The sequence below is a fragment of the Exiguobacterium sp. s59 genome (assembly GCF_018617475.1).
Taxonomy (GTDB): Bacteria; Bacillota; Bacilli; order Exiguobacteriales; family Exiguobacteriaceae; genus Exiguobacterium; species Exiguobacterium aestuarii.
In genome coordinates this window covers 63,280-75,133 of the sequence record NZ_JACSKG010000003.1, presented here as the reverse complement: position 1 = coordinate 75,133, position 11,854 = coordinate 63,280, and the positions used below count along the sequence as shown (strand labels likewise).

Sequence of the window (11,854 nt, the reverse complement as noted above, 5' to 3'; positions counted from 1 at the left end):
ATCATTGAACTGGGTAAATAACTCTCATCTATTATCCAATTATTAAGGAGGAATCGTTATGCTCGGTGGGGTCCCGCTACATCCATTGCTCGTGCACGCTCCGATTGGTCTACTATTGTTTGGGACGTTCTTAATTTTACTCAGTTTCAAATGGACAAGTTTTCGACTGTTTGCACTCGTCACACTCGTTGCGGGATTACTTTCAGGTGGGGTCGCCTTTCTATCCGGTGATAGTGCCGAGGAGTATGCAGAAGCAAATCTTCCTTCGGTCACAGAAGCGATGATTGAAAACCATGAACATTTTGCCTTGTATAGTTTGATTGCGTTTGGCATCACGATTGTTTTGCTTGCTGTCGGATATCGTGCGAAAGGGAAAATGTGGACCACACTTAGTTTCGTGATCGCACTCATTGGAGCAGGACTCCTTGCTTACGCCGGTCACCTCGGTGGTCAAATGGTATATGCACAGTAAATACAAAAAACGTCCGTTTCCTTGATTGTGGAGCGGACGTTTAATATTTATATACGCATGATGAAAGAGCGATCAGATTGTACAACTGGATTCGCTTAGTACCATCTTTTATGGATATAATTTTGAGCCGACTCGTGATCATCGACGATTTTCAATGTGATACGATTCATCTCTTCCAATAAGTCCGTTAACACGGCCTGTAACTTCTCATCCTCTAAGCCGTGTGCTTGCATGGTCTTGCTGACAATCTGCTGAACTTGGTCGTGATAGTCATGTTCGCGCGAGACGTCTTTTCGCCAGTTCATGTAAATCCCTCCTTTGTTAATTCATTATTCCCTTTGAAAAGGTATTGCGAAACGAGAGAATGACTGGTATCATCATAAAAGTGTGAGCTACCAATTATTCATGCGCGATATCTTGACATCTTTTCCTGCTAGTGCTAAGATGACATAGTGATTAAAAACAACAAAGCAGAAGCACCCGCTTTTCACCTCGTCTGAGAGTCATCAGGCAGGTCCATCAAGTTCTTGGTTCAATCGGCATCGTCTGCCGTTTTATGACCTCAACTGATGTGTGGGTGGGAAACTGCCGACGCTTTTTTTATTGCCATGTTGTCTTGTCAATCTAAATCTCGTGCAATTGCACGATGGAGGTGCTAACCATTAGCAAAGAGCTCTTTATCAACGAAAACATTCGTGCCCGTGAAGTACGTCTCATTGGCGCAGACGGCGCACAACTCGGTGTGAAATCGCGTAACGATGCGTTACGTTTAGCTGAAGAAGCGGAACTAGACTTAGTCTTAGTCGCGGATAAAGCGAATCCACCGGTCGCTAAAATTATGGATTATGGGAAGTACCGTTTCGAACTCCAGAAAAAGGAGAAAGAAGCGCGTAAAAACCAAAAAGTCATCCAAATGAAAGAAGTACGTCTCAGTCCAACAATCGAGGACAACGATTTCCAAACAAAATTGCGTAACGCACGCAAGTTCCTTGAAAAAGGTAACAAGGTGAAGGCTTCGATTCGTTTCCGCGGACGTGCCATCACACACTCGGAAATCGGGAAACGTGTTTTGGACAAAATGGCAGCGGAATGTGCCGATTTGGCAACAGTTGAACAAAAGCCGAAGATGGAAGGACGCAGCATGTTCTTAGTGCTGGCTCCGAACAAAGAAGATTAATCATCGATTCTCAGTGGGGAGGAAATACTCATGCCGAAAATGAAATCGCACCGCGGTGCTTCAAAACGTTTCAAACGTACAGCATCAGGTAAACTCAAGCGTTCACACGCTTACACAAGTCACTTGTTCGCAAACAAATCGACTAAAGCGAAACGTAAGCTCCGTAAAGGCGCTATCGTATCAGCTGGAGACTTCAAACGCATTCGCAACATGATCGCGAAGTAATACAGAAACAATTTAGGAGGGAATCCATATGCCACGCGTAAAAGGCGGTTATACGACTCGTCAACGTCGTAAAAAGCAAATTAAACTTGCCAAAGGATACTTTGGTTCGAAACACATTCTATTTAAAGTAGCAAAACAACAGGTCATGAAGTCACTCATGTACGCTTACCGTGACCGTCGTCAGAAGAAACGTGATTTCCGTCGTCTTTGGATCACACGTATCAATGCGGCAGCACGCACAAACGGTCTCTCATACAGCCGTATGATGCACGGCCTCAAGCTTGCAGGAATCGACATCAACCGTAAGATGCTTGCTGAGCTTGCTGTGACAGATGCACAGGCATTCGCGTCACTCGCTGAAACAGCTAAATCAAAATTGAACGCGTAATCGTTCAATCGAAAGCGCCGAGACATTCTCTCGGCGCTTTCTTTTTTCTTCAGAATTTCTTAGAATTAAGAGAAGGAGGAAATCGTATGAACCAATCGGTTGTCGCAATCGTTGCCCTTGCTCTGATTGTCTTGAACGTTTATACCTATATTCAGGCAAAGCGTTATACGCACGGCGATGGTGATTTCAACGTGCTATACGCGTATGCGGGAGGAGCCATCGGTGCCTTGTTCGGTCTCCATTTGACACGCAAAAAGACCGTTCATGCCCCAAAATTGCTTCAATTACAAGTATTGATTTTAGCGGTAGGCTGGTCTTTAATGATTTTAGTACTGCTATAAGTGGAGATAGAGGAGGAACATCCGGTGAACTGGACAACATTGTTTGATCGGCAGCGCGAATTAGACGAGCGGATCAAAGAACAACATGGATTATCCGGCAATCAATTTGATGAACGGTTACTGGCGCTGCTTGTCGAGCTCGGTGAACTGGCTAACGAAACACGTAGCTTTAAGTTTTGGTCGAAGAAAGGACCGTCGCCTCAAGATGTGATCTTAGAAGAATATGTAGACGGCATTCATTTCTTACTGTCACTCGGCCTTGCGCTTGGGTATGAACGAGACGCATTTCCTGCGGGAAGCTCATATCTTGATGCGACTGATGCTTTTTTAGATATTTATCGAAAAGTGACGAACTTTGGTCTTTCGAAAACAGAAGCGATGTACGAGACGCTGATGGCAGCGTATCTTGAACTAGGATATACGCTTGGCTTCAACGAGCAGCTGATCCTCATGGCGTATATGAATAAAAATGAAGTGAACCATGAGCGACAGCGATTAGGCTATTAATGAAAAGGAGCGGATTGGGATGAATGAATCATTACATATGTTAAAACGCCTGACAGACGCGACTGGCGTCCCGGGAAATGAGGGTGAAGTCCGTCAATTGATGCGTGAATATCTTGAACCACATGTCGAGTCGTTTGAACAAGACGGTCTTGGAAGTTTGTTCGGTCAAGTGACAGGAGACACAGAAGGTCCCCGTGTGATGATTGCAGGTCATATGGATGAAGTCGGTTTTATGGTCACACGTATAGAGGAAGGTGGCTTCCTACGCTTCCAGGCGCTTGGTGGATGGTGGAACCAAGTTTTATTGGCACAACGAATGGATGTGGTGACGCGTTCTGGCGAGAAAATTCCAGGAGTAATCGGTGCGAAACCACCACACGTCCTTCCACTTGAAGCACGTAAAAAACCAGTTGAAATCAAAGACATGTTTTTAGATATCGGAGCGACATCAAAAGACGAAGTGGCTGAATGGGGAATTCGTCCGGGGGATACGGTCGTCCCGCATTGCGAATTCACGGTCATGAAAAATGAGAACTTCTTGATGGCGAAAGCTTGGGATAACCGTATTGGTTGTGCAATTGCAATTGAAGCTGCAAAACGTCTGAAAGAAGAATCGTTCCCAGGTCTCGTCTTTACAGGAGCGACGGTTCAAGAAGAAGTTGGATTACGTGGAGCTGTCACGGCGGCCAACTTGATTCAACCGGATGTGGCGATTGCGGTCGATACAGGAATTCCAAGTGACACACCTGGAATGACGCCTGCAGAAGGATTATCGAAGCTCGGCGATGGCGTTCAGGTCATCTTCTTTGATGCAACGACCGTTACGAATCCACGTCTCGTCGACCTCATTGTCGATGTAGCGAAAGAAAACGACATCAAATACCAACTCGATTTGACACCAGGAGGCGGAACGGATGCAGGACGATTCCATTTGTCTGGGATTGGAATGCCGGCGATCGCGTTGACGGTACCTGTACGTTATTTACACACGAATGTGTCAATCATTCATAAAGATGACTACGAGGCAGCGATTGAACTTGTTGTCGCATTGACGAAACGCTTAGACCACGAGACGGTCCAATGGTTGAAAGAGGGATAATATGACGAAGATTACGTCTACGAAGAGCGAGACGATTAAACGATTAAAACGATTGATGACGAAAAAAGGACGCCAAGAAACCGGTCAATTCCTCGTAGAAGGAGAACATCTGGTCGATGAGGCGATTCGAGCAGGTCGACTTGTACAACTCATCATGGCTGAATCATACGTACCGAAAAAGACGTGGCGCATCGAGGACATGCCGGTTCTCGAATTATCTGATCACGTCGCTGATCTTTTGTCGGAAACAGAAAAGACACAAGGTGTGTTTGCGGTCGTGAAGATGACACCGGTCGAGCGCAAGATGAAGAAAGTTCTCGTGTTAGACCGAGTGCAAGACCCAGGTAACCTTGGTACGATGATTCGGACTGCAGATGCGGCCGGATTTGATACGGTACTCCTTGGGAAAGGAACGGTTGATCCGTTCAATGCGAAAGTCGTTCGTGCGACACAAGGTTCCCTGTTTCACGTGAATGTGACTTCGGTTGATTTGCTTGATAAACTACCTGAACTGAAAGAAGAAGGGTTCCATGTGTACGGGACAGCCCTCTCGAAAGCGACATCATATGAGCAGGTAGCATTTGAGGATAAGATTGCCTTAGTCATCGGAAATGAAGCACAAGGGGTACATGCCGATGTATTGGCTCTTTGTGATACCCGAGTCCATATTCCGGTACTCGGTGAGGCGGAATCGCTCAATGCAGCGGTCGCTGCTGGTATTTTAATGTATCGCATCGCTTTACAATAATCTTGTCAGCACGTGAAAAACGTGATAGGTTAAACACATCGATGAATAGATTATGACGTTGAAAGAACATAGTAAGCGAATGACCGATTCCGTTCAGGGAGCATAGGCCGTGACTGAAAGCCTAAGCCGGAATCGTCGCTGAATTCACTCTGGAGTCGTGTTGGAGACAACACCGGTTTGGCATCTCGATAACGATGCTCTCAAGTGGGCCAATGATTGGCCAAGTAGGGTGGTACCGCGATGATTCGTCCCTTCAGTCAACGACTGAAGGGACTTTTTTATGTAGAGGAGGAAGTGAACACATGAAAGAGCAATTAGAACAGTTACAAATGGAAGCACTTGAAGAAATCAAGCAGGCATCCACACAAAAATCATTAAATGACGTTCGCATCAAATATTTAGGTAAGAAAGGACCGATGACCGAGGTACTTCGTGGGATGGGCAAGCTATCCGCTGAGGAACGTCCAGTCATTGGTGAATTGGCGAACACGGTTCGTACGTCGATTCAAAGTACGCTTGACGCTCGAATCGAAGAAGTGAAGGCGATTGAACTGGAAGAGAAGTTAAAAGCGGAAACGCTCGATGTGACGCTTCCGGGACGTACATCGGCTCCTGGACACCGTCACCTGTTGCAACAAATCATCGACGAGATGGAAGATTTATTCGTTGGACTCGGATATACGATTGCAGAAGGTCCTGAAGTCGAAACAGATCTATATAACTTTGAAATGCTCAACTTACCAAAAGACCATCCGGCACGCGATATGCAAGACTCGTTCTACATTACCGAGGAAACTTTGCTACGTACACATACGTCACCTGTACAGGCACGCACCATGTTAGAGGCGAATGGGAAACCGATTCGCATCATTTGCCCAGGGAAAGTATATCGTCGTGATGAAGATGATGCGACGCACTCACACCAATTCATGCAAATCGAAGGGCTCGTCGTCGATGAGTCGATTTCAATGGCAGATTTAAAAGGCACGCTTGAGGTGTTCGTGAAACAATTGTTCGGGGAAACACGCGAAATTCGTCTTCGCCCAAGCTTTTTCCCATTCACGGAGCCATCAGTTGAAGTCGATATTTCATGCTTCAAGTGTGGAGGTAAAGGTTGTAACGTCTGTAAAGGAACTGGCTGGATTGAAATTCTCGGAGGCGGGATGGTACATCCACATGTGTTAGAGATGGCAGGCTATGACTCGTCAAAAGTATCAGGATTCGCATTCGGGATCGGAGTTGAACGTATGGCGATGCTCAAACACGGTGTCGATGACATCCGCCACTTCTACACAAATGACTTACGCTTCATCGAGCAATTCTAAGGAGGAAGACAGATGTTACTATCAAAAAAATGGTTGAATCAATATATTGATGTGTCAGATTTGAGTGGAGAAGCACTTGGCGACTTGATCACAAAAAATGGGATTGAAGTCGAAAGTGTCACAAACCGTGGAGAAGGACTTTCTGGTATCGTCGTCGGGCATGTCCTTTCATGTGAGAAGCATCCGGAAGCGGATAAATTGAACGTGACAAAAGTAGACATCGGGGAATGTGATCCCGTTCAAATCGTCTGTGGCGCACCGAACGTACGTGAAGGTCAATACGTCATCGTAGCGAAAGTTGGCGCACGCTTACCAGGATTAAAAATCAAAAAAGCGAAACTTCGCGGTGTCGAATCTCAAGGGATGATTTGTTCGCTTGAGGAACTCGGATTCGAGAAGAAGCAAATTCGGGAAGATGAGCAAGACGGGATTCATACGTTCCGTGAAGATGTTCAAGTCGGGGCAGATGTGCTCGATTTACTCGACTTGAATGATGAGGTCATCGAACTCGGTTTGACTCCGAACCGTTCGGACTGCTTGAGCCTATATGGCATCATCCATGAAGTAGCGGCCATCTTAGAGCGTCCGTACACGTTACCGACGGCCGACATCACGTCTTCTTCTGCATCTGAAGTGTCCATTGAGCTCGCTACACCGAACTGCCCGTATTATGCAGCGCGTGAAGTGCGAGGGGTGACAATCACAGAATCTCCACAATGGCTTAAAAATATTTTGATTGCCGAGGGCGTTCGTCCAATCAATAACATTGTTGATGTGACGAACTATGTGATGCTAGAAATCGGTCAACCTCTTCATGCGTTCGATGCGAAAAAACTCGGTCAATCGATTGTGGTCCGTCAGGCTGAAAACGGAGAAGAGATGATTACCCTAGACGATGTAACACGTACGCTCGACGCTTCGATGATGGTCATCACAGATGGTCAGGCGCCGGTCGCAATCGCAGGTGTCATGGGTGGCGCAAACACAGAAGTAGATGCCTCAACGACAGATATCGTCTTAGAGTCCGCTTACTTTGATCCTGCCTCGGTACGTAAGACGAGCCGAACGCTCGGTCTTCGTTCCGACTCAAGCGCTCGTTTTGAGAAAGGTGTGGACCCAGAGCGTGTCATGCTCGCGCTTGATCGTGCCGCTCAATTGATTGTGGAGCTCGGTGGAGGCGAGATTCGGGAAGCGACTGTCTCTGGTGAAAAAGAGTCACGCGCTCGTCAAATTGAAGTCTCGGTCGATTACATTAATAAACGTTTAGGGATGACACTCGATCGTCAAACGATTGAACGTATTTTAGAACGTCTCGGTCTAGCTACAGAAGGCGATGATGTATTGAGTGTCCATATCCCTTCTCGTCGTCCGGACTTAGAGCTGCCGGCTGACATCACGGAAGAAGTTGCGCGTCTATACGGATATGACAGTCTCCCATCGACGTTACCTGCATCTCAGTCGAAAGGCTATTTACCAGCAATCAACGTGTTGCGCAGAAAGACACGCCGCATGTTACAAGGTGTCGGATTATCACAAGCGATCACCTATTCATTAACGAGTGAGGCACATGCGAGACGTTTTGGTGGTCAAGCCGATCAACTCGTCCGTCTAGCGATGCCGATGAGTGAAGAGCGTTCTGTACTTCGCACATCACTCATTCCTGGGTTGTTAGAGGCGGCACGTTACAACACGGCGCGTCAACAATCAAACGTCGCACTCTACGAAACAGGACGTGTCTATACAGAGCAAGGTGATACGTTACCACGTGAAAAAGAACGAGTGGCAGGTGTCGTCACAGGTCTTTGGATGGATTATCGTTCACAAGGCACTCGGATTCCGGTCGACTACTTTGTCGCGAAAGGGATTGTCGACACGTTGGTTCAAACACTTCGTCTTGATGTCACGTATGAAGCGGTTTCGATGCCAGATATGCATCCAGGTCGTACGGCGAACATTTTGATGAACGGTGACGTCATCGGATATGTTGGACAAGTGCATCCAGGAACATCAAAAGAAGTCTATGGGATGAAAGAAGTGTACGTATTTGAACTCGACCTATTGGCACTTAGTGGGGAAGAGACGCTTCTTTATCAAGACGTGCCGCGTTATCCATCGATTTCACGAGATTTGGCACTCGTCTTGCCACGTTCGATTCCGGCTGGCACAGTGGAGCAAACAATCCGTGAAGCGGCAGGTCCACTCTTGATTGACCTCGTCTTGTTTGACGTATATACAGGGGAAAATGTTGGACCGGAGGAGAAGTCGATTGCCTTCTCACTCAAGTTCCAAGACCCGTCACGAACGTTACAAGATGAAGAAGTAACAGCAGCATATGAAACAATCGTCGAAGCGGTCCGTGCAGCACACGGCGCTGAAGTACGAGCGTAAAAATAAGGAGCGTTGTCCGATTTGGACAGCGCTCCTTATTTCATTGAATTTCAAGGGCAAGGTCACCGAACTTCGTCCAACCGACGAGGCTCGTGACACGATAAAGTGCCCAGGTAATGAGTGCAGGAAGAACGACACCCGTCATCGTGAAGATGAGAAACGCGTCCATTCCTTGTACCGCTAAAATTTGAAGCGGGGCAATGAGAGAGTTGAGTCCGAGACCGGCGATTTCATACGGCACTTGTAGTGAGAACATTAACGTGGCAATCGGTGCTGAGATCATCGCGGCAATGAATGGTGGAACGACGATTCGCGGATTTTTGATGATGTTCGGGAACTGAACTTTCGGCGTGACAAAGAAGGAAGCGACCAAACCACCTGGATCGGTTTGACGATACGCCATCAATGTAAATCCGACAAACTGAGCAGAACAACCAATCAATGCAGCAGCACTGGCGACAGGGTCTAATTGAAGAGCGATGGCGAGTGCGGCCGATGAAGCAGGTGACATGAGCATGACACTGAAGACAAGGGCGATGACGAGAGATGTCGCGATTGGTGACGTTTCAACGGATGCTGTGATTCCTTGGCTGATGGAGTTGATGACAGGGGTCGTTACAGCCGCTGCGGCTACACCGACGATTCCACCTCCGAGAACGGCTGTTACGGGTACGACCATCATATCGAACTTTGTTTTTCCGAGAACGCGTTTACCGAGCCATACTGCTGCTGCGGCTGCAATCAATGCACTAATCGGTTGACCTGGAACGAGGACGAGCCCACTTTCGGTCGCTTTTAAAGCAGCACCGCCAATCGTTGCGGCAATCATGGCGCTAAACAAGATAAGTGTGTTCCCACCGAGTTGAAAGGCGACGCCGGCTCCTAAAGCTGGAGCCAACAACGATTTAGCGACTTGCCCGATTTGAACGAGCATCGCAATCCCGGTCAAATTACCAATCGTCTCAATCAATAGACCAACACCGAGCGTGACGAGTACGGCGTTTGCCATTCCTGCTGAAATTTTTACCATTCGATCCATCATATACTGCTTCACTTCCATCATCTCCTCTTTGTCTATAGAGCAATAAAAAAACCTATCCGATTCGGATAGGCGCGGGTTACATCTACAGGCGCCTGTCCGATTACCACGGGAACAAGGGCCTGAAAAGTCGTTTTCAAGAACAAAACGATTTCAGTCCCTCAGTCGAATAATAATCAGCAGGCTGTTCATATGTAGGGGTTTGAACATCTCAAGCATCTCCTCTTTGTTGGATTTGCTAAAGAATACCATCTATTTTTGTAATAATCAATATTTTCTGAAAATAAACTAAAAAAAATTCAGGATGTATGGTGGCATCCTGAATCAGCTCATTTTGAATGAGAGTGCTTGAATTTGATCATCGATGAATTTCATCGACAATGAATTGAATTGCTCGGGTTGGTCCACATTCACGACGTGACCAGAGTCTGCAACGATTTCAACATTGGCAGTCGGTTGATGTTTTGCGGTCCGTTCCACAGCTTCGAGGAACATGTAATCTTCATCGCCCATAATATATAGAATGGGGACGTTCGTTTGAATCGAAGTAATTTGATTTAGTAATGGATTGATGTTCTCCGTCATCTTAAACCAGCGAATAAATTCACGCTGACACAAATTTGCAGCGTCTCGGACAAACATCATCCGCGATTTTTTATGACGTTTTTTCGGTAGTAAAATCCATGCGAACAATTTGTATAACCACATATAGGGAACGAAATTTTGAACGAGGCTACCGAGACGAATGAGAAGCGTTGAACGAACGTTGAACTTGACGATGGCACCTCCGAGTACAACCGATGCAATCCGGTCCGGATAGTGCTCAAACATCGCCTGGATGACAATCGTCCCTAAAGAGAGACCGACCATATGACCTTTCTCAATACCTAAGTGATCCATCACCTCGATGACATCTTTGGCGACGACATCAAATGTATAGGCGTTCAACGGTTGTTTAAGCGATTGTTCGGCATCGTATGAACCACCGTGTCCACGCAAATCGACGAGTAACACATTATATTTCTTACGGAATGGGCGGAGTTGACGATACCAATGAGACAAACTTCCGCCGGCTCCGTGAATAAAGACGACCCAAGGATGGTCATCGCTGATCGTGTAGGTTTTATAATGCAACATGAACGCTATCCTCCAAAAATTTTAAGTTCATTTAACCATAAAACGAGTATATCATATTTGATAACGAACCTCTACAGACGACGTTCGTTCAAGGTTATTGCTTTTTTGGTATTGGCAAAATGGACTTTGGCGATTTTTTGTAAATAATCCTGCCCGTGTCGACGGATGATCTGAGCGGCCACTTGGTCAACTTTTGCTCCTGCCCCTTTCGGGAGCGTCAATCCTGCTTGTTCACTTAGTTTGTCCATTTCTTTTAAGAAAAAGGCTCGGGCTAAGATGGATGCGGCTGCGACTGCGACATGCAGTCCTTCTGCTTTTGTTGAAAAATAAACATCGTCGCGGACGACATCGCGTTCTGACCGTAAGTGCTGATAATAGACCGATTTTTCGGCAAATTGATCAATCAGGATGGCATCTGGTTTCTGTTCAAGTTTGTCGAGCAACGCATGCAGCGCTGCGTTGTGAGCGATGGCAGTCATTTTACCTTGTGTCATCGTACGTTGCATCTTGTTATACGTTGGGTTGTGCAGTGTCGCTTTTTGATAAGGAATTGTGGCGTGTAAATCTCTAGCAATTCGGATAATCTCGGGATCAGACAATTGCTTTGAATCTTTGACACCGAGCTCTTTAACGAGTGCGATTTGGTCCCGTGATACGAAAGCAGAAACGACGACGAGTGGGCCAAAATAATCACCTTTTCCGACTTCGTCGCTACCGACGACGGACCAATCTGAAAAGCCTTTAGGTAATGTCGTATTCGGTGGAGACGCTTGTTTCTTCCCGGCAGGAGTTCCCCATTTCACTGCCTCGGTATCTGCATCTTTTCCTTGAAACATCACTTTTCCTGATTGATAAATCGTGACGACAAATCCAGGTGTCTTTGCGCTGAAAGTTGCGTAAGGTGGAGGTGTGACCGCGTACTTCTTATACATATTTTTTAGTTTTTCTTGGTCAGCAGTTGATAGCTTGATGACTTGGTTGCCCAAAATGAGCACTTCCTTTCTGTCT

At 46.5% G+C, this 11,854-nt stretch carries 14 protein-coding genes; 10 read left to right on the top strand and 4 right to left on the bottom strand.

The window, feature by feature from the left end:
* Positions 1-58 precede the first annotated feature (58 nt).
* Positions 59-472 (top strand): DUF2231 domain-containing protein, encoded by a 414-nt coding sequence (locus KNO91_RS06380; RefSeq protein WP_214817050.1) that lies wholly within the window; start codon positions 59-61, stop codon positions 470-472.
* A 95-nt stretch (positions 473-567) separates the two neighbouring features.
* Here KNO91_RS06380 and KNO91_RS06375 read toward each other — a convergent pair whose 3' ends face one another.
* Entirely contained in the window at positions 568-777 is a 210-nt protein-coding gene (locus tag KNO91_RS06375; protein ID WP_012726699.1) for a hypothetical protein, read from the bottom strand.
* A 341-nt stretch (positions 778-1,118) separates the two neighbouring features.
* On the opposite strand from KNO91_RS06375, the gene infC reads away from it, so the two are divergent.
* The 9 genes from infC (at position 1,119) to pheT (ending at position 8,670) form a co-directional block, all read left to right on the top strand.
* Positions 1,119-1,649: a translation initiation factor IF-3 gene (infC, locus tag KNO91_RS06370; protein WP_074033409.1), complete on the top strand. Its 531-nt coding sequence runs from the start codon at positions 1,119-1,121 to the stop codon at positions 1,647-1,649.
* A gap of 30 nt (positions 1,650-1,679) precedes the next feature.
* On the top strand, positions 1,680-1,874 hold the full coding sequence (rpmI, locus tag KNO91_RS06365) for a 50S ribosomal protein L35 (RefSeq protein ID WP_012726697.1): 195 nt from the start codon (positions 1,680-1,682) through the stop codon (positions 1,872-1,874).
* A 28-nt stretch (positions 1,875-1,902) separates the two neighbouring features.
* Entirely contained in the window at positions 1,903-2,262 is a 360-nt protein-coding gene (gene rplT, locus KNO91_RS06360) for a 50S ribosomal protein L20 (RefSeq protein WP_012726696.1), read from the top strand.
* Positions 2,263-2,348: 86 nt separating this feature from the next.
* A complete protein-coding gene (locus tag KNO91_RS06355) occupies positions 2,349-2,603 on the top strand; it encodes a hypothetical protein (RefSeq protein WP_214787334.1) in 255 nt (84 codons plus the stop codon).
* Between the two features lie 24 nt (positions 2,604-2,627).
* On the top strand, positions 2,628-3,110 hold the full coding sequence (locus KNO91_RS06350) for a dUTP diphosphatase (protein ID WP_214787336.1): 483 nt from the start codon (positions 2,628-2,630) through the stop codon (positions 3,108-3,110).
* A 19-nt stretch (positions 3,111-3,129) separates the two neighbouring features.
* Complete coding sequence (locus tag KNO91_RS06345) at positions 3,130-4,209, top strand: M42 family metallopeptidase (protein ID WP_214817048.1); 1,080 nt, start codon at positions 3,130-3,132, stop codon at positions 4,207-4,209.
* A 1-nt stretch (position 4,210) separates the two neighbouring features.
* Positions 4,211-4,957, top strand: coding sequence for a TrmH family RNA methyltransferase (locus KNO91_RS06340; protein WP_214787340.1), 747 nt, complete (start codon positions 4,211-4,213; stop codon positions 4,955-4,957).
* Between the two features lie 302 nt (positions 4,958-5,259).
* A complete protein-coding gene (gene pheS / locus KNO91_RS06335) occupies positions 5,260-6,282 on the top strand; it encodes a phenylalanine--tRNA ligase subunit alpha (protein ID WP_214787342.1) in 1,023 nt (340 codons plus the stop codon).
* A gap of 12 nt (positions 6,283-6,294) precedes the next feature.
* Entirely contained in the window at positions 6,295-8,670 is a 2,376-nt protein-coding gene (gene pheT / locus KNO91_RS06330) for a phenylalanine--tRNA ligase subunit beta (protein WP_214817045.1), read from the top strand.
* 40 nt (positions 8,671-8,710) lie between these two features.
* Here the strand turns inward: pheT and KNO91_RS06325 are convergent, their stop codons facing one another.
* The 3 genes from KNO91_RS06325 to rnhC form a co-directional block, all read right to left on the bottom strand.
* Positions 8,711-9,733 (bottom strand): PTS sugar transporter subunit IIC, encoded by a 1,023-nt coding sequence (locus KNO91_RS06325; RefSeq protein WP_214817042.1) that lies wholly within the window; start codon positions 9,731-9,733, stop codon positions 8,711-8,713.
* 300 nt (positions 9,734-10,033) lie between these two features.
* Positions 10,034-10,846 carry an alpha/beta fold hydrolase gene (locus tag KNO91_RS06320; protein WP_214817039.1) on the bottom strand — a complete coding sequence of 271 codons (813 nt, stop codon included), beginning with the start codon at positions 10,844-10,846 and terminating at the stop codon, positions 10,034-10,036.
* Between the two features lie 71 nt (positions 10,847-10,917).
* Entirely contained in the window at positions 10,918-11,832 is a 915-nt protein-coding gene (gene rnhC / locus KNO91_RS06315; protein WP_214795679.1) for a ribonuclease HIII, read from the bottom strand.
* Positions 11,833-11,854 lie beyond the last annotated feature (22 nt).